Source organism: Enterococcus sp. ARL09-542 (assembly GCF_005234805.1).
Classification (GTDB): domain Bacteria; phylum Bacillota; class Bacilli; order Lactobacillales; family Enterococcaceae; genus Enterococcus_D; species Enterococcus_D gallinarum.
The window spans coordinates 52,916-77,604 of record NZ_QPQX01000008.1 but is presented as its reverse complement, the minus strand read 5'-3'; the positions used below and the strand labels follow the sequence as shown (position 1 = coordinate 77,604).

At 40.4% G+C, this 24,689-nt stretch carries 20 protein-coding genes and 1 pseudogene; 16 read left to right on the top strand and 5 right to left on the bottom strand.

Features of this window, described 5'->3' with window-relative positions:
• Nucleotides 1-12: 12 nt before the first annotated feature.
• The 6 genes from DVW06_RS10215 (at nucleotide 13) to DVW06_RS10190 (ending at nucleotide 9,791) form a co-directional block, all read left to right on the top strand.
• Entirely contained in the window at nucleotides 13-2,409 is a 2,397-nt protein-coding gene (locus DVW06_RS10215) for a DNA translocase FtsK (RefSeq protein WP_003128219.1), read from the top strand.
• A 54-nt stretch (nucleotides 2,410-2,463) separates the two neighbouring features.
• The gene (locus DVW06_RS10210) at nucleotides 2,464-3,165 is read left to right on the top strand and encodes a GntR family transcriptional regulator (protein ID WP_003128220.1); all 702 of its coding nucleotides are present in this window, start codon (nucleotides 2,464-2,466) and stop codon (nucleotides 3,163-3,165) included.
• A 70-nt stretch (nucleotides 3,166-3,235) separates the two neighbouring features.
• Nucleotides 3,236-4,033, top strand: coding sequence for a pyrroline-5-carboxylate reductase (gene proC, locus DVW06_RS10205; RefSeq protein ID WP_137264613.1), 798 nt, complete (start codon nucleotides 3,236-3,238; stop codon nucleotides 4,031-4,033).
• A gap of 57 nt (nucleotides 4,034-4,090) precedes the next feature.
• Nucleotides 4,091-4,768, top strand: coding sequence for an HAD family hydrolase (locus DVW06_RS10200; RefSeq protein WP_029486321.1), 678 nt, complete (start codon nucleotides 4,091-4,093; stop codon nucleotides 4,766-4,768).
• A 272-nt stretch (nucleotides 4,769-5,040) separates the two neighbouring features.
• Entirely contained in the window at nucleotides 5,041-7,746 is a 2,706-nt protein-coding gene (locus DVW06_RS10195) for a YhgE/Pip domain-containing protein (RefSeq protein WP_137264612.1), read from the top strand.
• A 221-nt stretch (nucleotides 7,747-7,967) separates the two neighbouring features.
• Nucleotides 7,968-9,791 (top strand): APC family permease, encoded by a 1,824-nt coding sequence (locus DVW06_RS10190; RefSeq protein ID WP_003128226.1) that lies wholly within the window; start codon nucleotides 7,968-7,970, stop codon nucleotides 9,789-9,791.
• Nucleotides 9,792-9,929: 138 nt separating this feature from the next.
• Here the strand turns inward: DVW06_RS10190 and DVW06_RS10185 are convergent, their stop codons facing one another.
• Nucleotides 9,930-10,820 (bottom strand): ArsR/SmtB family transcription factor, encoded by an 891-nt coding sequence (locus DVW06_RS10185; RefSeq protein ID WP_003128227.1) that lies wholly within the window; start codon nucleotides 10,818-10,820, stop codon nucleotides 9,930-9,932.
• A 416-nt stretch (nucleotides 10,821-11,236) separates the two neighbouring features.
• On the opposite strand from DVW06_RS10185, the gene DVW06_RS10180 reads away from it, so the two are divergent.
• The 10 genes and pseudogenes from DVW06_RS10180 (at nucleotide 11,237) to DVW06_RS17075 (ending at nucleotide 20,784) form a co-directional block, all read left to right on the top strand.
• A complete protein-coding gene (locus tag DVW06_RS10180) occupies nucleotides 11,237-12,577 on the top strand; it encodes an ABC transporter substrate-binding protein (RefSeq protein ID WP_174784175.1) in 1,341 nt (446 codons plus the stop codon).
• A gap of 105 nt (nucleotides 12,578-12,682) precedes the next feature.
• A complete protein-coding gene (locus DVW06_RS10175; protein WP_005470174.1) occupies nucleotides 12,683-13,600 on the top strand; it encodes a carbohydrate ABC transporter permease in 918 nt (305 codons plus the stop codon).
• Nucleotides 13,601-13,611: 11 nt separating this feature from the next.
• Nucleotides 13,612-14,445, top strand: coding sequence for a carbohydrate ABC transporter permease (locus DVW06_RS10170; protein WP_005470175.1), 834 nt, complete (start codon nucleotides 13,612-13,614; stop codon nucleotides 14,443-14,445).
• A 4-nt stretch (nucleotides 14,446-14,449) separates the two neighbouring features.
• Nucleotides 14,450-15,061, top strand: a complete 612-nt coding sequence (locus DVW06_RS10165) for a hypothetical protein (RefSeq protein WP_005470176.1) — start codon at nucleotides 14,450-14,452, stop codon at nucleotides 15,059-15,061.
• Nucleotides 15,058-16,476 (top strand): glycoside hydrolase family 43 protein, encoded by a 1,419-nt coding sequence (locus DVW06_RS10160; protein WP_005470177.1) that lies wholly within the window; start codon nucleotides 15,058-15,060, stop codon nucleotides 16,474-16,476. Before DVW06_RS10165 ends, DVW06_RS10160 begins: the two co-directional genes overlap by 4 nt.
• Nucleotides 16,477-16,479: 3 nt before the next feature.
• Nucleotides 16,480-17,463, top strand: a complete 984-nt coding sequence (locus tag DVW06_RS10155) for a glycoside hydrolase family 43 protein (protein ID WP_005470178.1) — start codon at nucleotides 16,480-16,482, stop codon at nucleotides 17,461-17,463.
• Entirely contained in the window at nucleotides 17,464-18,909 is a 1,446-nt protein-coding gene (locus DVW06_RS10150; RefSeq protein ID WP_137264610.1) for an alpha-N-arabinofuranosidase, read from the top strand. It begins immediately after the preceding gene.
• 4 nt (nucleotides 18,910-18,913) lie between these two features.
• A complete protein-coding gene (locus DVW06_RS10145; protein ID WP_003128237.1) occupies nucleotides 18,914-19,174 on the top strand; it encodes a DUF6171 family protein in 261 nt (86 codons plus the stop codon).
• Between the two features lie 207 nt (nucleotides 19,175-19,381).
• Nucleotides 19,382-20,598: pseudogene (locus DVW06_RS17770) on the top strand (arabinan endo-1,5-alpha-L-arabinosidase).
• Nucleotides 20,599-20,616: 18 nt separating this feature from the next.
• Nucleotides 20,617-20,784, top strand: a complete 168-nt coding sequence (locus DVW06_RS17075; RefSeq protein WP_021150526.1) for a hypothetical protein — start codon at nucleotides 20,617-20,619, stop codon at nucleotides 20,782-20,784.
• 141 nt (nucleotides 20,785-20,925) lie between these two features.
• Here DVW06_RS17075 and DVW06_RS10135 read toward each other — a convergent pair whose 3' ends face one another.
• From DVW06_RS10135 to DVW06_RS10120, 4 genes are read right to left on the bottom strand one after another with little or no spacing between them, the layout of a single operon-like run.
• Nucleotides 20,926-21,588, bottom strand: coding sequence for an ABC transporter permease (locus DVW06_RS10135; protein ID WP_003128239.1), 663 nt, complete (start codon nucleotides 21,586-21,588; stop codon nucleotides 20,926-20,928).
• A gap of 4 nt (nucleotides 21,589-21,592) precedes the next feature.
• The gene (locus tag DVW06_RS10130) at nucleotides 21,593-22,513 is read right to left on the bottom strand and encodes an osmoprotectant ABC transporter substrate-binding protein (protein ID WP_003128240.1); all 921 of its coding nucleotides are present in this window, start codon (nucleotides 22,511-22,513) and stop codon (nucleotides 21,593-21,595) included.
• Nucleotides 22,514-23,149 (bottom strand): ABC transporter permease, encoded by a 636-nt coding sequence (locus DVW06_RS10125; protein ID WP_003128241.1) that lies wholly within the window; start codon nucleotides 23,147-23,149, stop codon nucleotides 22,514-22,516.
• Nucleotides 23,150-23,151: 2 nt separating this feature from the next.
• Nucleotides 23,152-24,318, bottom strand: coding sequence for a betaine/proline/choline family ABC transporter ATP-binding protein (locus DVW06_RS10120; RefSeq protein ID WP_005470181.1), 1,167 nt, complete (start codon nucleotides 24,316-24,318; stop codon nucleotides 23,152-23,154).
• Between the last annotated feature and the right edge of the window lie 371 nt (nucleotides 24,319-24,689).

The following is a 24,689-nucleotide window of genomic DNA, read 5'->3' as shown; positions in this document are numbered from 1 at the left end:
AGAGGGATAAGAATGGCGCAAAAAAAACGCGCGAAGAAACGCAAAACAAAAAAACAACAAAAACAACAAGAGAAACTGATTCTAGTCGGCATCGGCTTGCTTTTCATCTTGTTTTCGATCTTTGGTTTTTTCCACTTAGGCTTTTTAGGAACGCTGATCGCTAACGGCTTTCGTATCATTGGAGGCAATACGTATCAAGTGCTTTGTCTCGCATTGGCCGTTTACGGGGGATGGTTGGCAATCAAGACCACAGAAGCTCGTTTTACGAGTTTACGTCGAGTGGTTGGCTGTGTGCTGATCTATTTGGGGATCTTAGTGATCCTGCATGCGCATTTATTCAATAATGTCATGAATGAATCGCCGAATGTCTTGCAGACGACTTGGTCGACATTGCTGGATGATATTCGCCGCAGTCAAGTTTCACAAAATGTGGGAGGAGGCATGGTCGGCGCATTCTTCTATCGCGGAACCTATTTCCTTGTATCCCAGATCGGCAGTTACATTTTAGCTGTCTTGATGATCATGATCGGGGGCTTTTTGTTCAGTAAGATGAGCAGTCACGAGTTGTTGGAGCATCTGCAGCACGCTGGTGAAAAGGTTCAGCAATGGTTGGAAGGATCACCTGAAAAACAAGCAGCCCGCGAAGAACGAAAAGCGCAAAAAGCTGCTGAAAAAGCAGCGAAAAAAGAAGCAGAGCGTTCTGCTGTTTTGGCTGAGATCAAAGAAAAGAATCAAGTCCGTCCCTTCACGGAAGAAGAGCGAGCAGCCCAATCAGAACCAGATTTGTCGGAAATCGAACCAGAGCAGTTAAGTTTTGTGCCAATCGATCATTTTCAAGAATTGCCCAAAACACCGCCAGCTGCATCATCCTCTCCGGCTTCGGCACAGGAGAAAAAAGAAAGCGTTGAAGAAATGGAAGATGATGGCGAAGTATTGGAATTTGAAATTTCCGAAGAAGCAGAAAATCGCGACTATGAGTTGCCGTCCGCTGAATTGTTGGACTCGATCCCTGCAACCGATCAAAGCAGCGAGTACAAAAAAATCGAACAAAACATTGGTGTTTTAGAAAAGACTTTCCAAAGCTTTGGCGTCGATGCCAAGGTGGTAAAAGCTAGTTTAGGACCAGCAGTAACTAAATTTGAAGTACAGCCAGCAGTCGGAGTCAAAGTCAGCAAAATCGTTGGCTTAACAGATGACATCGCACTGGCACTAGCTGCTAAAGATGTACGGATGGAAGCACCGATTCCTGGGAAATCACTGATTGGGATCGAGGTGCCTAACAGTGCTGTCAGCATGGTTTCCTTCCGAGAGGTGATTGAAGCACAGCCGGATCATCCCGATAAGTTGTTAGAAGTCCCTTTGGGTAGAGATATTTCTGGCCGTGTCCAAACGGCCGATCTAACGAAAATGCCTCACTTACTGATTGCAGGATCTACTGGTAGTGGGAAATCCGTTGCAATCAACGGTATCATCACAAGTATTTTGATGCGGGCAAAACCCCACGAAGTCAAATTGATGATGATCGATCCGAAAATGGTTGAATTGAATGTCTATAATGGCATTCCTCATCTATTGACTCCGGTAGTGACGAACCCTCGGAAAGCAGCGCAAGCGTTGCAAAAAGTGGTTAAAGAGATGGAAGAACGGTATGAGAAGTTCGCTGCGACAGGAGTTAGAAATATCACAGGATACAATGAACTAGTGATCAATAAAAATTTAGAAGATGGTGAAAACCGACCAATCTTGCCATTCATCGTTGTCATTGTTGATGAATTGGCTGACTTGATGATGGTCGCAAGTAATGAAGTAGAAGATGCGATCATTCGTCTAGCTCAAATGGCGCGGGCTGCAGGGATCCATATGATCTTGGCGACACAACGTCCTAGTGTGGATGTCATCACAGGAATCATCAAAGCCAACGTACCTTCAAGAATGGCGTTCGCCGTTTCCAGCGGGGTCGATTCCCGGACAATCATTGACAGCAACGGCGCGGAAAAACTTCTTGGACGAGGCGATATGTTGTACTTGCCTATGGGTGAGAATAAACCAATCCGGGTGCAAGGAGCCTTTATCTCAGACCACGAAGTAGAACGGGTCGTGTCGTTTGTTACCGAGCAGCAGGGAGCGAATTACGAAGAGAAAATGATGGTTACCGAAGAAGATACGGCAAGTACCAGCAGTGGTCAACCACAGGATGAACTATTTGATGATGCCAAAGCATTGGTGATCGAAATGCAGACGGCAAGTGTCTCTTTATTACAACGCCGCTTTCGGATTGGCTACAATCGGGCAGCCCGTCTTGTTGACGAATTGGAAGACCAAGGGGTCGTAGGTCCTTCAGAAGGCAGTAAGCCTCGGAAGGTGCTGATCGAAGCAGCAGCCGAAGAAGTGCCGGGTTTTGATGAGTAACGTGCAAGTCCTCTTTTTGAGAGAGAATCAATGACTGGAAAGGCGAGGAAAGAAATGAAGCGTAAACATATTTTATATCGTGATGTGGCAGATAAAATCAAAGAAGACATCATGTCCGGACACTATCCTGTTGGTTCTTTTCTACCGACAGAAACCGAATTAGAAGCAGCCTTCAATGTGAGTAAAATCACGGTACGCAAAGCAATCGAGCTATTAGCAGCAGATGAATATGTCGAAAAGCGCAGTGGACGCGGGACCACGGTTTTAAGTAATCGACCTTATAACAAGTTGTCTAAAGGGACAACTTTCAGCCAGTTATTAGAAAAAACCGGCAAAGAATATACCAAGAAAAATCTTGATTTTAACCTAGTCGAGCTCGCAGAAGATCATCCAGCTTCTGCTTTGATGGGCAGAGAAGTCATGCGTTTGCGGCGCATGTACTATTTTGACCATCAACCATTTATTTATTATGAATATCATTTGCCCAAATTGTTAAAAGGCCTTGCCATGGAAGAATTGGAAGAAAAATCACTGTACCGTATTTTAGATGAACATCGGATGGTGATCGATACCTTTGAAGATTCATTTGCAGGACTGACGTTGAATGAGGAACAACAAAAATTTCTGATCACACCAGAGATTTCCGCTTTAAAGCGCGTCCGTCGCTCTTATGATCTGCATGGAGAAGTGGTAGAATATACAGAGGGCATCTATAATACAGCATTGCATCCTTATGTGATCGAGTTTGAAGCCTAATCTCTTGATTAGGCTTTTTTTACAAGAAACAGCGAACATAGGATCATAAATGTTAGAAGGAGTGAGTGTTATGAAAACCATCGCCTTTATCGGGGCCGGAAATATGGCAAAAGCAATTATCAAAGGATTGATCCAATCGGAACTATATCAACCAAAGGAAATTTTAGTCTACAATCATCGGTATGAACCGACACTTAAACAGTTGGAACAAGATTTAGGGATCACCCCTACATTAGAACTTTCTGAAGCCGCAGCTGCTTCCATTTTGATTTTAGCTGTCAAACCGTTTGTGTTTCCTAAATTATTGGAGGATCTAAAAGCGCAATTAAATGAACAACAGTTAGTTGTATCGATCGCAGCAGGCGTTACGATTGCGCAGATGGAAGAAGTTTTGGGTCAGCGCAAGATCGTTCGAGTGATGCCGAATACTCCGGCACTAGTCGGAGAAGGGATGACGTCTATCAGTAACAATCCGCATGTGACCGTAGAGGAAGTTGCAGAAATCCAAAAATTATTTGAAAGCATGGGAAAAGCAGCTCAAGTGCCTGAATCCATGATCGATGCTGTGATTGGGGTCAGCGGTTCTTCCCCAGCATATACCTATCTGTTCATTGAAGCATTGGCCGATGGCGCAGTCGCCGAAGGAATGACCCGCCAAATGGCCTATGAATTTGCTGCTCAGGCAGTTTTAGGCGCTGCGAAGATGGTGCTGGAGACCAAAGAACATCCTGGTGTATTAAAAGACAATGTCAGTTCTCCTGGTGGTACGACCATTCAAGCCGTAAAAACACTGGAAGAAAATGGCTTTCGTGCTGTGGTGATGAAGGCTGTTCATGCAGCTGCCGAAAAGAATCGTCAAATGTCTTGATTAAAATACTTATATTGAAACTGCTTGAGTATGAAGGAGAGAAGGAGTAAAGAGTCTATGAAAGAATTATTGATTTTTGATTTGGACGGATTGCTGCTAGATACGGAAAGAGTCTATCATGAAGGCTGGTTGGCACTTTTTGAAAAGTACCATCTACCGATCACATCAGCAGATATCGTTGCTTGGCGTGGGCAAAGTTGGCAACAGACAGCAACCTTACTAGCGAAAAAAGTTGGTGGTCTTCAACGTGTGGAGGAACTTCGGCAAGAACGAGAAGGGTACATTGAAGACCAATTGCTCAATGGAAACTTGCAGCCAAAACCATTTGCTCGTGAGACATTGGCTCTGGCACGAGAAAAAGGGTTAAAGACAGCATTAGCCACTTCTTCGATGGCTTTTCGAGGTGAAAAACTACTGGATCATTTTGAATTGCAGAATGCATTTGATTTCAAGACATTTGGTGACGATGTCCCAGCACACAAACCAGATCCGGCTCCCTATTTGCTGACATTGAAAAAAGCAGCACGAACCTCTGAATCAGCTTTAGTTATGGAAGACTCATTGCCAGGAGCTACCGCGGCAACTCGGGCAGGAATTCAAGTGGTGTTGATACCGGATCAAAGTTTCACTCACCATTTTTCAGCTGATGAAAAAGCAGGTTTGAACCTTTATGCCGAAACGACTTCTCTTGAGTACGTTTATCAACTATTGGCCACTGAGCAGTTGACAAACTAGAACAGGCACCATTGATCGTATCAAGGGAAACGGTCAATGGTGCTTTTTTTATGATTGCTTTTAGCAAACAAATTGTTCGTCTGCCAAAAGCAGTCGTGTTAAAGTTAAAGAAAAGATTAACAATAAGGGAAATTACGCGAAAAGTAAAGGGGTTTCATTTTGACAAATGGTACTTTTTGTCAAAAGGCTGATATCAAGGGAATCATTCCCATTGGCGGCGTACAAAAAACGTGGTAAATTATCCTTCGACGAAGAAAAGTGGGGGAAAGAAAATGAACAAAATCAAAAACGTGTTTTATTTATACAAATTAGACTGGAAACGAATTTTTAGTAATCCGATTTCCGCTTTTTTGATCATTGCTTTGATGATTTTGCCCTCGCTTTATGCGTGGTTCAATATCAAAGCATTATGGGATCCATATGGAAACACTAGTGAACTGCCCATTGCGGTTTACAGCGCGGATAAAGGCGCAGAATTCCAAGGGAAAGAGCTATCGATTGGGAATGAAGTGATCGACTCTTTACATGAAAATAAACAGTTAGGTTGGCATTTTCTAGATTCTAAAAAAGAATTAGTGGAAGGGGTCAAATCAGGTAAATATTACGCGGGAATTTACTTGCCTGCTGATTTTTCAAAAGATCTGGTCAGTTTTACCAGCGGTACGATCGTTAAACCGAAAATTGAATACTACAGTAACCAAAAAATCAATGCTATCGCACCTAAGATTACTGACAAGGGAGCAAGCAGTCTCCAAGAACAGATCTCAAAGAACTTTATTGAAACTGCTAGTTCTACATTAGTCAAAGTGTTCAACGAAATCGGGTATGATATTGATTCAAATCTAGTTAGTATCAATAAAGTCAAAAATATGATTTTAGAGACCGATGGCAATCTTGACACCATTGATAGTTACACGAAGCAAATTGTTGATTTGCATGACAAGTTCCCGGAAATCAAAGACAAAATCGCCAAAGCCGAAGAATTTACGGATTATATTCCTCAGGTCGATGAAATGGGGGATAAACTGATCGCATTGAATGACAAGCTGCCAGAATTAAAAAAACAAGCTAGTGTCATTCTGACATTGCAGAAAAAGATCCCTGAGATCCAAAATGCCGGCAAGCAATTAAAAATGATCGATGATGATTTTGATTCTATTGCTAGTACAATGACAGATGGTATTGATACAGCTAAACAAGGACTGCAAATCATTGATCAAGTACAAACCGCATTGCCAGAAATCCAACAATTAGGGGACCAAGCAACAGACTTTGCCTCAGCGACGAAAGAAGGTGCCCAACAGTTACAAGATGCGCTACCAAGTATTTCTAATAGTGTTCAAGTAACGATTGATTCCATCAGTCAAGTCGCTACCACGACAGTTAGCTTAACGAATACAATCAAACAAGCAATTGCTGACAATCAATTGACCGACCAAGAACGGGAAAACATCCAAAAGGTCATCAGTGATTTCCAACAAAATATTCAACGGCAACAAGCAGCGCTGGATGGCTTGATTACTTTCTTAACGAATCTTCAAAACTCAGGCAACACATCCGATTTATCAGGGATCATTAATCAATTGACGAATGCAAAAAGTCTCTTGGGGGATCTTTCTTCGCGGCTAGATCATTTAAGCGAATTGGTCAAAAATGGGAATACAGAGGCTATTACCGACTATTTAACTGAAGTCAACACTGCTGCACAAAATGTTACGGATCTTTTAAAAGGCATTAATGTGACGAATATTACCGATACCATCGACAATGTTTTGTCTAAATTGATCACCACCATCACCACAGCTCAAGATGTATTGAAAAAAGCGCAAGCCATTGACTTCAAGTCTTTATTGGCATCAACCAAAAATGTGGTCAGCAATGCTATCAGTATCTTAGAAAAGTATCAAAAAGAATTACCTGCTATTAAGCAAGAGTTGCATGATGCCAATACGATGCTCAATGGTCACATGGATGAGATCGTCGCAGCCATCAACAAAGGGGCCGATCTTTACAACAATGAACTGCCAATCGTTGAAGATAAGTTAGGGATTGCGGCTGGTTTCTTACAAAATGACTGGCCAACCATCAAAGCTGAAATCACTTCGACCATGAACATGGTTGATGAGAAACTGCCAGATGTAGAAAAAGCATTGAATGCGGCAGTTGATTTGATCAATAATGATTGGCCAAATATCAAAACAGGCATTCATAAGGCAGCCAATGCGATTCGCAAAGGTGAAAGTGAAGTTGATCTAGGCGAGATCATCAAGTTGTTGAAGCTTGATGCAACTAAAGAAGCGGATTTCTTCAAACAACCAGTTGAATTGCAAACAAATGACATCTATCCGATTGCCAACAATGGTTCTGCCAGCACTCCATTCTATACAGCGTTGTGTTTATGGGTCGGGGCGTTATTGTTGTCAAGTGTGGCTACAACAGAGTATCATTTAGAGAAGAAAGATAAAGAACGCTTTACGCAACGAGAAACATTCGTTGCTCGAATGCTGACTTTCCTAACTATGGCCATTGCGCAAAGCTTGATCGTTACACTAGGAAATATGTTCTTATTAGGAGTAGATGTTCATAATCCGGTATACAGCGTCTTGTTCGCATTACTCGTTGGACTAGCATTTATGATGATCGTCTACGTCTTAGCCGGACTGTTTGGCAATGTCGGGAAAGGGATCGCGATCATTATCCTTGTTCTATCGATTTCTGGTGGGGGCGGAAATTATCCGATCCAAGTCTCTGGTAAATTTTTCCAATTTATTAATCCGCTGTTACCATTCACCCATGCAGTCAATCTGTTAAGGGAATCAGCCGGCGGGATCTATTGGCCAAACGCCATTCCTCAGTTGATTATTTTGTCACTGTTGTTTATTGTATTTGGCATCATAGGAACATGGGCTTATCCTTATCTAACAGATGTAACTAAGAAACTAAATAATGTCTCGAAAAAGAGTCATTTTTTCCATTAAAAAATCAAGAGCAGATAGGGCACGATGTTCTATCTGCTTTTCTTGAATTTTCTTGCGAATTCTGATAAAAAGAAGAGGGAGTTTGTTCAAATTTTTCATGCCATTTTCATTGACTTTTGTCGGTTTCAGGAGTAGCATACAGTCTTGTTAATTCAGTAATTATCAAAGAAATTTTGTATGTGCAATTATGATCTTTTTCATGAAAAAAGGAGTGTAAGAAAGTGGAATATTTGAAACGTTTGTTGGTCGGACGTCCATTGAAATCCGCGGAGAATGATGAACAAAAATTGACAAGGAAAGCCGCGTTGGCTTTGTTATCTTCGGATGCATTGTCATCGATTGCTTATGGGACCGAACAAATCGTTGTTGTCTTAGTTGCTTTGTCAGCTGCTGCTATCTGGTATTCACTACCGATCGCCGCATTCGTTATTATCTTGTTGATTTCATTGACCTTATCCTATCGTCAAATCATTCATGCGTACCCTCATGGTGGTGGGGCGTATGTCGTTAGTAGTGAGAATTTGGGCAAGAATGCAGGTTTGATTGCTGGCGGCTCTTTATTGATCGACTACATGCTGACTGTTGCCGTTTCGGTATCGGCTGGGGCAGAAGCGATTACTTCTGCCGTACCCGCTCTATATGGGCATCAGGTGGGTATCTCGATCACTATTGTTTTACTGATCATGATGATGAACTTACGGGGGCTACGAGAATCTGCGAGTTTCTTGATGGTTCCTGTATACACCTTTATCGCTGTGATCACGATCTTGATTCTTGTAGGATTATTTAATATTATCACTGGGGTACAGCCATTAAATGCCACAGCCTTACCAGGTGCTGTTGTGCCAGGGGTTTCTGTCGCATTGATCTTACGCGCTTTTTCTTCTGGTTCTTCTTCATTGACAGGGGTAGAAGCAATCAGTAATGCCGTGCCGTTTTTCAAAAAGCCGCGAGCAAAAAATGCAGCTGCAACATTGACGATCATGGCTGCGATCCTAGGTTTCTTCTTTGTGGGGATTACATTCATCAACTATTGGTATGGAATCGTTCCAGAAGCAGAAGTAACGGTCCTTTCGCAAATCGGAGCTGCGATCTTCGGTCACGGATTCATGTATTACGTTCTGCAGTTCGCAACGGCTTTGATTTTAGCAGTTGCAGCGAATACTGGATTCTCCGCATTCCCAGTGTTAGCCTATAACTTAGCGAAAGATAAGTATATGCCTCATATGTATCAAGATCGGGGAGACCGCTTGGGTTATTCTAATGGGATCATTACGCTGGCAGCAGGTTCGATCGTTCTATTGTTCATTTTCCAAGGATCGACGGAACGGTTGATTCCACTTTATTCGATTGGCGTGTTCATTCCCTTTGCGCTCTCACAAACAGGAATGGTAGTTCGATGGAAGAAAGCTGGTAAAGGATGGTTCTTGAAATCATTGGCCAACATCGTCGGAGCGTTGATTTCTTTTGCGATCATTGCGATCTTGTTTGTTTTTCGTCTAGGTGACATCTGGCCATTCTTTATCATCATGCCAATCCTACTGTTTGTCTTTTATAAGATCCATGATCATTATAAGAAAGTCGCTGAGCAGCTACGTTTGGAAAAAGAAGTGGCACTCCACAAATATGATGGCAATACCGTTATTGTATTAGTAGGAAATGTGACCCGTGTAAATATCGGGGCTTTGAATTATGCACAATCCATCGGAGATTATGTAGTTGCAATGCACGTATCTTTAGATGAAGATGTCAAGAAGGAAAAAGAAATCGAACAAGAGTTCAAACAAAATTTCCCGGATGTCCGTTTTTCTGTAGTGCATTCTTCTTATCGTTCAATTGAAAATCCAATCATTCGTTATGTAGATCTAGTCAGCAAAAACGCAACGAAACACAATTATACGACGACAGTTATCATTCCACAGTTCGTGCCACGTCGTCGCTGGCAAAATATTTTACACAACCAAACAAGTCTGCGTCTAAGATTCCGTTTATCATGGCGTGAAAACATTGTCGTAGGAACTTACAGTTATCATTTGAAGAAATAGATTAAGTTTTATAATCAAAAAAGACTATCTAACTCTAATATCGAGCGAGATGGTCTTTTTTGTCTTATTTTCAGCGAAGGAATCTTTTACCGCACATCAAAAATGATGAGAGAGTGTGCCTGTGATTCCTAAAAACGTTTAGCTGTAAAACATTTTGATTTTGATGTCTTGATCGTAATTTCCAAACCCTTTGCCAAACAATGTACAACCGCCCATATTTTCAGCCTCTTCTTTTACCTCGACTCTTAAATGCCAAGTATCTTCATAAGCAGGAATATCCTTGATCGTGACGTCTGATAAAGGTTCTCCTTCCATATAAGTCCCATGATCCATGATTCGAATCGTCTTCAATAATCCATATTGATTTAAGTTATCAGGATACCAATCTGGCGTATACTTGCCGCGAATATCGGCGAAGTCACCGGGACTTGTCCAAGTTCCAAGCTCGATGCCATTTAAGCTAAAGGTAATGTCAGACGGCCAATTATTATTAGAAAAAGGGAATTCAGAAGAAATCTCCATGGAAATCTCCATCATCTCTAGTTTCTCATCTAGAGAAAGAAAATTAGGTGACTGGTACTCAACAAACCCTTTCGTAAACCAGAGGATGCGAGCATCCATTCGATTGGGGTCCATAAAAAATTTAGGTTCATCTACTGGACCGATAAAACCAGCAAGCGTGGCTAATCCACAAGTGGGTTCAACCGAATAATTTGTATAATGACCAATTGGAATTGACGTTTCTCTCGTATCGAATGCATTAAAGATTTTTTCTGGAAAATTGATATCGATATGATCGACTCTCAGACTAGATATCTTTCGCTGACCGACACGTTCTGTCTTGATAATTTTTGCTTCTTCTAGTTTTTTGATATGCATCGTGACGATAGCACTGCTTAATCCTAATTCTTGTGCGATTTCTTTCACATTCATTTTGTTTCTTGCAAGTAGTTGAATGATTTTGATCCGTACATTACTAGCTAACGCCTCATAGACGGGCAATGCTTCTTGATTGATTTCTAATTGCATCATTTCACCCCCATTATAGTTATAAATGATTTACTTGAATGTTAACATATTTGTTAATTTGTGTAAATAGGATTATTTATAGTAGTTTTTATTAATATAAATATTAATTAATAGGTATATTATTTAGTTTTATTTAATTAAAATATTGTTGACAGCGATTACAAATAAAGTTATTATTTAGTTGTAAATTGAAAGTGTTTGCAAACGCTGCTTTTATCATTTGTTTTAAATGAATTATTTTAAATGAGGAGGAAGAACAGTAAAAACAGTTTGTAGCAAAATCACATAGGTATTATTTCCTCAAAAATCTTTGTAGAAAGTGACACTTATCATACTTATCTATAGAGGAAGTTTTTGACGCACTTCATAAATCGATTACAAATAATTTAGAGGTTAAATCTGAAAGGATGAAAAAAATGAAAATCAAAAAGTTGCTTTTTTCTGGCGCATTATTGGGTTTGAGCGGTTTGATCTTAGGAGCATGTGGAAATAGTGGTGGTAATGCGAACAATGACAACGGAAAAAAGGAAATCACTTTTATGTTCCGTGGCGGTGAAGATGAAAAGAAAGCCTATGAAACAGCTATTAAACAATTTGAAGAAGCAAATGACGTAAGCGTTAAAATAATTGCAACAGATGCCGATCAGTATGCTACAAAACTGCAAGCCGCAATTTCAGGTGGTAATATGCCTGATGTTTTTTATGTAGAACAAGGGAATTTAATGGCTTATGTAGATAACGGTGTTTTACTTGATATAACCGATCAAATCGAAAATTCCGACTTTGATTTGTCAAATATTTGGGAATATGGAGTGAATAGTTACCGCTACGATGGTGAGAAGGTAGGTGAAGGTGCACTTTACGGACTACCTAAAGATGTCGGTCCATTTGCTTTGGGATACAACAAGGATATGTTCAAAGAGGCTGGAATTGACTTACCCGACACAGACACTCCGTATACATGGGATGATTTTGTCAATGTTTCGAAACAGCTGACAAAAGATAAAGATGGCGATGGAAAAATGGATCAATGGGCAACTGGCTTTAATGTCAATTGGAGTCTTCAAGCATTTGTATGGAGCAATGGTGGAGATTGGATCAATGAAGACAAAGATACAGTGACTGTGGATCCACCAGAATTTGCGGAAGCATTACAATGGTTTGCCGACTTACAAAACGTTCATGAACTAACACCGTCGATCTCTGATGCACAAACCTTGGATACGTATCAACGCTGGATGAATGGCGAAATTGCATTCTTCCCTGTCGGTCCATGGGATATGAGCACCTATGCAGGATTAGATTTCGAATATGATTTGATCCCATGGCCAGCGGGATCAACTGGTAAATCAGCAACATACGTCGGTTCTTTGGGGATTGGTGTAGCGAGTAAGACAGATTATCCAGATGAAGCAGTGAAGCTTGTAGAATACTTAAGTGCTTCAGAAGATGGTCAACAACAATTGGTGGATGCACAGATTCAAATTCCTAACTTGATCGATATGGCAGAAGAATGGGCATCAGATACCGAAAGTGTCCCTACAAATAAGCAAGAATTCTTGGATATTGTTCAAGACTATGGTCGAGCTATGCCAGCAGCAACTACTTATAATGCTGAGTGGTACGATGAGTTTTTCATCAATATTCAACCGGTACTAGATGGCGACCAAACTGCTGCAGATTACGTGAAAGAAGTACAACCGAAGATGCAAGCTAAATTGGATGCCGCACTTCAGCAACAAGAAACGGCAAAATAAGTCACCAGGGCTATGACAGATGTCAAAAGACAGAGAGGTCGAGTACTTGTCAGTTTAAGACACCTCTGTTATAGCCCTAAATATTAGTTGAGAAGGGGCTTTTCGATGGAACAAGTTGAAATAAAGAAAAGAAAATCAAACAAAAGTAGTTTATATGCTAAAGAACATCGGGTTGCTTTTTTATTTGTCCTACTTCCTGTCATTGGGTTTATCTTATTTTCGCTTATTCCGTTAGTTTATTCAGCTTATGCCGCATTTACTGACTGGAATGGGTTGGGACAAATGAACTTTGTTGGATTAGAAAATTTCCGGAAACTATTTAATGACGAATATTTTTATAAAACGATGTACAATACTGTATTTTTGATGTTAGGAATTCCGATTGGCTTGATTCTTTCTTTCATGTTAGCATCTGCATTAAGTCGAGGTATCAAAGGAACGACCATCTTCCGAACAATTTATTATATTCCAGTTATTTCTTCTCTGGCCGCAATTTCTATTTTATGGCAATGGGCTTATAACGGGGATTTTGGATTGGTCAATCAAGTGTTAGCTATTTTTGGGATAAGCGGTCCTAATTGGTTACAAAATCCCTCTACTGTTAAGCCAGCTATCATTATCATGTCTGTTTGGAAAGGATTAGGCTATTCTATGCTTCTGTATTTAGCAGCAATCCAAAGTGTTCCTAAGACATTTTATGAAGCGGCTGAGTTAGATGGTGCTTCATCGTTTCAAAAGTTCCGAAATATTACTTGGCCCATGGTTCGACCTGTTACTTTCTTTTTGGTAGTAACAAATATCATTGGTGGATCTCAAATTTTTACAGAAATCAATATCATGACACCTACAGGTGGACCACAATATAGTAGTGCCACTGTAGTCTGGTATATCTGGCAAAAAGCCTTCAAAAATTGGCAGATGGGCTATGCCAGCAGTATGGCACTGATTTTAGCTATATTAGTATTTGGCATTACAGCATTTCAATTTTATATGAATAATCGTTCAAGCTACAAGTTGGACTAGGAGGAGAAATGATGAAAAAAATTAAACTAAGTAATATGCTCATCGTTTTGATTTTATCCCTTGGAGCTATCATCATGGTGGGACCACTTTTGTGGATGATCTCTACGTCATTAAAAGATAAAGCTGGAGTTTTTCAGTTGCCTCCACAATGGATTCCAAATCCAGTTCGATTTGATGCCTACAAGCGCTTGTCTGAACTAGATACATTATTCTCAGGTATCAAAAACACGGTGATTGTTTCTCTTTCGGTCACCATCATTGGAACATTGACTTCCAGCCTTGCTGCCTTTTCATTTGCAAAATTACGTATGCCTTTCAAGGATGTTTTATTTTTACTTTTGTTAGCAGCGCTTATGATTCCATATCCAGCTGTCATGATTCCACAATTTATGATGTTTTCGAAAATTGGTTGGGTCGATACATTGTTGCCATTGATCATACCAGGCATGTTTGGGAATATTACCATGATCTTTTTCTTGAGGCAGTATCTTTCCAATATTCCTGATTCTATCGTGGAAGCAGCAAAAATCGATGGCGCAGGATACTTACAAACATTTTTTCAGTTAATCTTTCCGTTGATCCGTCCAGCAATTGCTGCACAATTCATTCTCTGGTTTATGGGAGCTTGGAATGACTATTTAGCGCCATTGATTTATCTAAATAGTCCAGAGAAACAGACGTTACAAGTAGTCATTGCTAATTTAAATGCAGCTTATGCGATTCAAACAGATTATCCATTAATCATGGCAGCTTCCGTTGTTTCATTGTTGCCAGTATTAGTCGTATTTATTATTTTCCAGAAGCAAATTATTGAATCCGTAGCGCTTTCTGGTATGAAAGGGTGAAAAAATGTTTATTAAGGCAATGCATTGGATCAATGTGGTCATCCTTTTTATTGAATTGAATATATTATGGCTCCTTGGCTTTATTGCCGGATTTTTCTTTGCTGGCTTAGTCCCAAGTACAAGAGCGGTACTTAAGCTTTTAAATAAGCAGGACCTGTTCACTGGTTATTACTCTTACAGTGAAATTTTTCAAAAATATTGGCAAGAATATATCCGCTCCATCAAAATTTTCCAATGGCGAGTGATTGTTTTTCCAATCCTTTTTTCACTTTTTTATGTTGAATTAGTATTCATTCAGCAAAGTAGTATCATGAGAGCTTATTTCCAATGGCCAATCTTGATCATGATGAGTTATCTCTTATTGGTTCTTTTGAATTTGATTTTAGCGACAGAGATGAGTGGAGACAGTTGGTTGAAAAAAATAGCTTTCTCGCTAGTAAGTCCAATAGTTTTGCCCGGTCGTTCACTAATGTGCGTAGTTATGATCCTCTCTTTTGCAGTTTTGAGCTTGGCTTATCACTGGTTCTTTTTTGTGGCTAGTCCATTGTTCTTTTATGTAGCTAGCAAATGTCTGATTTCAGGTTATCAAAAGAAAGGGTTGTTAAGATCTATATGAAAAGATTTTTCCTTGCTGGAGTGATGCTACTGCTTGCTGGTTGTCAGCTGAAAGGAGCGGAGCAAGTGATTGAAAGACCAGAATATGCAGATGTTAGTGTGCATGACCCATCGATCATTAGAGATAAAGACACATATTATATTATTGGTTCTCATATGCAATTCGCAAAATCAGATGATTTGATTCAATGGAAACAACTCTCAAATTCGGTAGCTGATAGTTCGCTTTTCAATAATATTCGTGAAGAACTTGCTGATGAGTTTGACTATGCTCAAACAGATACATTGTGGGCAAGTGACATTCAGCAATTTAAAAATGGTAAATATTACTTGTATTATTGCTTTTGTCAAGGCTCTTCCCCGCTTTCAGTTTTAGGCGTTGCTATATCTGATTCTATCGAAGGACCCTATCAAAAAGTAAAGTCATTTTTGTATTCAGGAACTTCACCTCAATTTGGGAAAGAATACAATGCCGCAGTTCACCCCAATGTGATTGATCCTCACGTCTTTTATGACAATGAAGAGAAACTATGGATGGTTTACGGTTCTTATTCTGGCGGTATTTTCATTTTAGAGATGGATGATGAGACAGGGTTGCCTAAAGAACAAAATACTTATGGAAAACACCTTTTGGGAGGAAATCATAGCCGCATTGAGGCACCCTATATTCAATATAATTCTGAAACTGGCTATTACTATCTTTTCACCTCTTTTGGTGGACTTGATGCAAATGGGGGCTACAACATTCGAGTTGCTCGTTCAAAGCAGCCAGATGGACCCTATGAAGATATTCAAGGAAATGCGATGAGTGAGGTGAAAGGAAAATATGGCACACAATTTGATGACACAAGCATTCAGAGTTTTGGAACCAAGCTCATCGGAAATTTTTTATATGAAGAAGATGACGGATTAACAAATGCCGGTTATATCTCACCTGGGCATAATTCATCCTACTATGATGAAAAAACAGGAGAATATTTTTTGATTTTTCATACGCGTTTTCCAAATAGTGGAGAAAATCATTCGGTAAGAGTACACCAAATGTATTTTACTGAAGATGGATGGCCTGTTGTCTCTCCTTTAAGGTACAGTAACGAAAAAATAGCTGATTACTCGGATGATCAAATTAGCGGAGAATACAGATTGATCCATTTTGATAAGTTGATTACTGATGATGCAAAAGCACCACTAAAAATCAATTTAAGTAAGGATAAAAAAGTTTCCGGGGCTGTTTCTGGATTATGGAAGTTAGCAGAGGATAATATTTCAAAGGATTCACTACTCATCCTTGACGATATTGAATACAAAGGGAAATTTATTTTTTCTTGGGATGAAAACCAAGGAAAACAAGTGATGACATTTACAGGAATTTCTGAAGAAGGTGTTCCGCTATTTATTGTAGAGAATGAGGGATAAGATATGCTGAAAAAAACAACGAATGATTTGATAAATCCAATTGTGTATGAACGAGCCGACCCTTGGGTCTACCATCATAGTGATGGGTATTATTATTTTACTGGTTCAGTACCAGGTTATCAATCGATTGAAATTAGGCGAGCAAAATCATTGAATGACTTAGAGAAAGCTGAAACAAAAAATGTTTGGCGGGCACATAAAGATGGTCCCATGAGCCAACTCATCTGGGCACCAGAAATTCATTTCATTCAGGGGAAATGGTATATCTACTTTGCTGCTAGTGATCATGGTACGATTCGCAATGAAGTCCATCACCATCGAATGTTTGTTATTGAAAATGAACATGATGATCCATTTGAAGGAAGCTGGACTGAAAAAGGGCAGATTAAGACCCAGTTTGAAAGTTTTAGTTTGGATGGCACGGTATTTTCGCATCGCGAAAGACTTTATTATGTTTGGGCACAACAAGATCCGCGAATCCCAGGGAACTCAAATCTTTATTTGTCAGAAATGAAAACACCTTGGACTCTAACTGGGAAACAGTTATTACTCTCTGTTCCAGAATTTGAATGGGAAAAGATTGGTTTTATGGTTAATGAAGGTCCAGCAGTGATTACTAGAAATGGGAAGATATTCATTACTTATTCAGGAAGTGCTACCGATGAAAACTATGCGATGGGTTTGCTTTGGGCAGATGAAGATAGTGATTTATTAAATGGTTTTTCTTGGCATAAAAAAGCAGAGCCTGTTTTCAAATCATCTGAGAAAAATAGTCAATATGGTCCTGGGCACAATTCTTTTACTACAGGCTTAGAGGGTGAAGATATTTTAGTCTATCATGCACGACCAGAAAAAAATCAGTCTGGAGATCCTTTGGCAAATCCTAATCGACATGCGATGGCACAGAGCTTCACTTGGGATAAAGATGGCTTTCCTATATTTGGAGAGCCAGTAGCGATAACAAAATCTGAAGAGATGGTGAGTTAGATGACAATCAAAATTCTAAATACAAAATCAGGAACAACGATCAGCAAATATATTTACGGACACTTTTCAGAACATCTCGGCCGTTGTATCTATGAAGGATTATACGTAGGAGAAGATTCTCCTATTCCAAACAAGAATGGGATGCGTACAGATGTTGTGGAAGCTTTGAAGAATATCAAGATTCCAGTTTTACGCTGGCCAGGTGGCTGTTTTGCCGATGAATACCATTGGAAAGACGGTATTGGACCAAAAGAAAATCGAAAAACGATCGTCAATACTCACTGGGGGGGTGTGACTGAAAATAATCATTTTGGGACACATGAATTCTTTGAATTGGTCAAACAACTGGAATGTGAAGCATATGTCAATGGAAATGTCGGCAGTGGGACAGTCCAAGAAATGTCTGAATGGGTCGAGTACATTACCATGAACGGAATTTCTCCAATGGCAGATTGGCGTCGAGAAAATGGTCATGAAGAAGCTTGGAGCATGAAATTTTTCGGTGTAGGAAATGAAAATTGGGGCTGCGGTGGAAATATGCGTCCAGAATATTATGCTGATCTTTATCGTCGGTATCAGACTTACGTTCGTCAATACGGTGATCAAAAAATATACAAAGTGGCTGGCGGAGCAAATGTTGATGACTACCACTGGACAAAAACGTTGATGAAGAATGCCCATTGGCTGATGGATGGATTGAGCTTACATTATTATGTCCATCCCCAAGGGTGGGAGAAAAAAGGTAGTGCGTTAGCATTCGATGAAGCAGAATGGATTATTACCTGTCAAAAAGCTGCGCATATGGATGAATTGATTACGCGTCACAGTGCGATCATGGATCAATATGATCCTGAAAAACGGGTGGGCATCATTGTTGATGAGTGGGGAACTTGGTTTTCTGCTGAACCCGGAACGAATCCAGGATTCTTATATCAGCAAAACACGATTCGTGATGCAATGGTAGCTGCTATCACCTTAAACATTTTTCATAAGCATGCAGAACGAGTGCACATGGCAAACATTGCCCAGACAGTGAATGTTTTGCAGGCAATGATTTTGACTGATGGCGAAAAGATGGTCAAAACACCAAGCTATCATGTATTTGATTTGTACAAAGTCCATCAAGATGCCGAACGCATCGAGAGTCATGGAGCAGCAAGTGAAACGATCACCTACACGGTCTCGAAACAAGCAGATACCCTCCACCTGTCGATCTGCAATTTCGCAGTATCTGGCTCGGAAGCAATTAGTTTTGACTTTGAAACTGCCATTCAAGGAATCAAAGAAGCTTGCTATATTGTGGGGGATAAAATGAATGCACACAATGATTTTGATCATCCGGAAGACGTAGTGATCCAATCATTTGAAGACTACACAACAAATAATAGCCAATTAACGATCAATATACCCGCTATGAGTGTATTGACAATATCTTTGGCGGTGTAATTCAATGACGTGTAAAGGTTGCGATGTCAAGGAAACAGCAGCAACGGTAGATGTAGAAGCGTTGATTGAAGAACAGCTAGCCATCGAGAACGACCTTGCTGCACTTGAAGTCGTTCAGTCCCGTATAAAAATTTGTGAAGCCTGCCCATTTCGGTCCAATCACACCTGTACTAAGTGTGGCTGCTTTTATAAATTTCGGGCAAACCTATCAAAAAAATACTGTCCTGCAGGAATGTGGGCACAAACAGGGCAGAGCATTCAATGACTGTCCTGTTTGTTACGCCATAAGCAGTTATAGAAACTCTAGCCTGGGGTAATCTTAGAGGTAGCAAAGATCAAGAGCAGATAGATTGTTTTTAATGAAAGTGGCGTAATAAGTAAGAAAGAACTAAATAAATATAGAAAAGAATCGATTCTGCTTTCGTTCACTGAAGTCAAACTAAAGTGAATCGATTACTGAGAGGAAGAATCTATGAACTGGAAAAATGGTGTTCATGATCCAACGATCATTGAACGAGACAGCGTTTATTACTTATTTTCAACAGATACGCAACAACCTAAAACGGCAGGAATACCGATCCGGACATCATTGGATCTCATACACTGGCAGTTTGAAAAGCAGGCCTTTCCTCAATTGCCACAATCTGCAAGAGAATGGAGTCAAGCAGAAGGGTTGTGGGCACCTGAAGTGATAGAGTACCAAGGGGAATATCGAATGTACTATTCCGCTTCTACATTTGGCAGTACCACTTCATTTATTGGTCTTGGAACAGCACCGCATCCTTTGGGACCTTGGGTAGATCAAGGAGAAGTTGTGAAAACGCATCGAGGCATCGCCGATCATAATGCCATTGACGCAAATCTTGCTCTAGATCGTATGGGACACCATTGGCTGATCTACGGATCATTTTTTGGCGGGATTTATATTGCACCTATAGATCAAAGCACTGGAAAGTTAGCTGAGAAGGGATACGGAAAAAAATAGCGCAACGACCTGCTTCTGTTGATACTGCGATTGAGGGTCCTTTTGTTTATTATCATCCAGAAACGGATATGTATTACTTATTTGTCTCTTTTGATTCTTTGAATGAAACCTATAATATCCGGGTTGCAAGAGCGAAAGAGATTACCGGTCCCTATACGGATTGGAACGGCCTGTCTCTGTCGGAACAAGAGGCGGTACCGGAGAAAATTGGTGTTAAATTACTAGGGAGTTATCAATTCGAAGAACAGTCTGCAGTCTATGCACCTGGCCACAATTCTATATTCAAACGTTCAGATAATGAATTATTTATTATTCATCATGCACGGAGACAACCTTTTAGTGATGATTTCTTTTTAGATGTCAGAAAAATTTATTGGTTAGATAGTGGTTGGCCGGTCATATCAGCAATTAGTTATGCGAAATCAATTCCTGAAATCCCTATGAAAGAGGACCTCATAGGAACGTGGGAGATTATTCAGTTTACAGCAGAGTCCAGTCTCATTTCTTCAGAATTTGTCATGCTTACAGACATTCAGCAAATGGAGAAGAGCTATTTTTGGCAGGGGCATGAATTTACAGCTTATTATGAGACAGATTCTGAAGAACGTGTCTTGTGTTTATCAGGAATGGACCCGAACGGCATGGGGTTCATCGGAAAAAAAGTCCCAAAAGAAAGTAGGGGGAAGACGAAGCGTACAACTTAAAAGCGACCAAACTTCAGAATGATCTTTGGAGTAGCGATCAGAGCAGTGTTCGAGAAAAAACGACCCCATATCAGTATCAAGTATGGAATGATGGCATACCAGTCGCCCCTCAAGCAAAACGATGGGCGCCAATCCATTTGTATGGATCGAGCCTTGAAACAACCACCTCTAGGATATGATGCGTGATTCCCGATCATCTCAGGGAAAATCGAGAAGCGCATTCACCTGCTTTGAGTGAATTAGTTAATAAATATAGAAAAACAAGCATCCTTCTTGTATGTAAGGATGCTTGTTTTCTATATTTATAAAAGCGCTAAGAAATGGCCTTTATTTCGACGAGCGGCTTGCTGGATCTAACCGACGTTCAATAAAGCCTAATCCTAGGTCGGTGATGATTGCCATCAATGCAGTGGGTAAAGCTCCGGCAAGAATGATTGAAGCGCCATTGGTTGCATTTGTCCCACGGATGATGATATCACCTAGGCCACCAGCACCTACGAAGGCGCCAATGGCAGTGATTCCAATTGCAACGACTAATGCATTACGAATACCTGCCATGATCACGGAGACGGATAAAGGCAATTCGATCATATACAGTCGTTGCCAACTTGTCATGCCCATTCCTTTACCAACATCTAGTGTATTACGGTCTACCTGGCGCATGCCGGTATAGGTGTTTTTGATGATCGGTAAGAGCGAGTAGAGAAAAATCGTCAGAATAACGACATTGACACCTAATCCCATTCCAATCATCAAAATCGAGATCATTGCTAGCGAAGGGATCGTTTGGATGATATTGGCGATGCGGATCACCCAATCGGCCATACGCATCTTTTTAGAAATCCAGATTCCTAGTGGAATACCAACGATTGCAGCGAATAAAACGCCATAGATAGAGATCAGGAAGTGACGAACAAACTGTGCAAAGACATAACCGCCATTTTCCTGAAAATAGGCAATAAATTGTTGAAATAGATTCATGTCATTCATTTCGTCACTCTCCTTCAAAATAATTATTTTCTTGTAAGAAACGTTCTGCGACCACTGTCGGTTCCAACAGGTCATTATCAACTTGATAATTTAGTTGCTGCATTTTTTCAGTGGAGATTGTATCAGCAAGTTTGTTCAAGGCGTCCGCTACTTCTGGTGTGTCTTTGATTAATTTGTCATCGACTACTGGAGCTGCATCATAAGGTGGGAAGAAATTCAAATCATCTTCCAACATTACGAGGTCATAACTAGCGATCCGTCCATCCGTTGAATACCCGAGTACGATATCCATTTTTCCGTTGTCAACAGCATCGTAAACGAGACCGATCTGCATAGGCAAAATGTTTTTGAAAGAAAAGCCATATGCTTCTTGAAAGCCATCATACCCGTCACCTTCACGGGTGATCCAAGCTGTATCGACACCAGCAACCAACTGATCGGCAACGCCTTTTAAATCACTGACTTTTTTCAGATTATATTTTTCTGCAGTGTCTTTTCTGACTAGAAAAACATATGTGTTATCAAAGCCGTAGGAAGGAAACCAGGTCTGATGGTAACGTTTCTCAAATTCTTTTTTTACGGTATTAAAGGCAGCAGTTGGATCAGATTCTGGCTCTAAGCCAAGTGTTGTTGTCAAATCTGTTCCGGTATAACGAGCGGCAGAGATAGACGCATCGCCATTCATCATTGCTTGATGATTGATTGTCGTTGTTGCTAAGTTATTAATGACAGTGGTATTTTTGTCCGTATAATGTTCTACCATTCCTGCTACAATAGCGCCAAGAATCTGAGCTTCAGAAGTGATTCCTCCTGTGATAGCTACGGTGTCTTCATTAGATGTAGAAGCAAGTCCTGGAAAGGAGCAGCCTGAGAGTAAAATAATGATCATGGATAACAAAAGACCAAATTTCGCTTTGATTTTCATTTAGGCATCCCCCTTTAATGCAGCTGGTGTTAGTTTATTCTCAAGTAATCCGAGTAACCAGTCTGCTAAAAGTGCAAAAATTGTCACTGGGATTGTGCCGGCAAAAATCAATGCCGGTTGATAGTTATTCAATCCACTAAAGATCAAGTCTCCAAGCCCCCCTGCACCAATGTACGAAGCCAAGGTTGCCCAAGCTAAGACATAGACTGCTGACAAGCGGATACCTGCCATGATCGTTGGGATCGCTAACGGCAGTTCCACACTAATGATCGATTGAAAGTTAGTCATTCCCATTCCTTTAGCGACATCTCGATAATTCCAATCGACTTTCTTCATGCCAATATAGGTGTTTCGCAAAATAGGCAGCAAAGAATAGATAAAGAGTGCAACAATAGCTGGGACCTTACCGACCCCTAAAATCGGGATCATCAATGCCAACAGTGCCAATGAGGGAACAGTTTGCAAGGCACTAGTCACACCGATCACGATAGAAGCGGCTTTGGGAAAGCGTGTCAATAGAACGCCCAAAGGGACTGCAACGACAATGCCTAGAAATAGTGCGGCAAAGGAGATGTATAAATGCTCAATGCTTTTCGTGACCAATTGGCCGCCATATTCATTAAAGAAGCTTTGCATGGCTAGACCTCCTCTGGTTTTGCGGATTCGATCGCTTCAAGAAGGGAGGATTCCTCGCCCCAAATAACGTCATAAACAATGTCGACTAATGAAGCACGCGTCAAAATTCCTACCAAATGATTCTCAGCATCCACGACTGGCACATATTTCAAACCGCGTTTAAGGATTCGTTGCAACGTATCTCGCAGTAAGGCGGTTTCTTTTACATAGAAAACATCTTTATTAAGAATATCCCCGACACTAGTTACTTTGCCTCGATTGCGGTCGATCGATTCTACATCGATATACCCTTTTAAGACATTGCTATTATCCGTCACTAATAATGTATCTACCCGTTTTTCTCTCATCAGGCGAATCGCTTCTTGTAAAGATTTTTCAGGAGTGATGGCGATTGGTGTTTTGAGCATGACTTCTTTAACTGGTGTGGTGTCTGGTTTTGCTTGCAGAAGGCGGTCTTCACCGATCAATTCTTCAACAAAGGTAGTAGCAGGATTTCGCAGAATATTTTGTGGTGTATCGAATTGGATAACGCGTCCTTCGCTCATGATCACGATGCGGCTAGCTAACTTTAATGCTTCATCCATATCATGGGTAACGAAGACGACGGTTTTACCTAAACGTTCCTGCAAATCTTTGATCAAATCTTGCAGTGAATCGCGAGTGATGGGGTCCAAAGCACCGAAAGGTTCATCCATCAAAATGATATCTTGGTCGGCTGCCAGGGCCCGAACAACACCGATCCGCTGTTGCTGTCCACCAGATAATTCGTGAGGGTAACGATCCAGCATTTCACGAGGAAGTTCCACCAGATCGATCATTTTCTCTGCTGTCTTATTTCGTTCTTCTTGACTGACCTTCAAAAGTTTTTGTACTAATGTAATATTTTCTCGAATCGTCATATGAGGCATCAAGCCGATGCTTTGGATCACGTAACCGATTTGGCGTCGTAATTCTACTGGATTGATATCGGTCACACTTTTGCCATCAATCAGAATTTTTCCTTTGGAGGGGTCTGTCATACGGTTGATCATTCGCATACAAGTAGTTTTACCACTACCACTGGTACCAATGAAACAAATAAATTCTCCCTTTTCAAAGGATAGATTGACATCTTCGACAGCCACTTTGCCGCCTTTATAGATTTTGGATACATGCTGAAATTCAATCATGATTTCACCTCTAGTTTTATTTAGGCGCAGCTTATTTACGCCTAGGGTCTGTAATTAGTATGCCCAAAAGTTTGCTGTTATTCAAATATTCTGCCTTTTTTATTCATATTTGCATATTATAAGCAAAATGTTTGAAACAAATCCAATCGAAATGAAAATCCAATAGGGAATATATGCATTATTCTTCATTTTGATTGTTATTTTTAAATGGGGATGAGTAGACTTTCTTCTTCACTAAAAGTGATATACAACATTTTAATATTAAATTAAAAGCGAACATTGCTGCTACAAGCGAGCATGTATCGAGTCACCAAATACTAAATCGATACATTTCAGATACATTTTTCCTTTAATTTAGCAGCAGGAGGTGT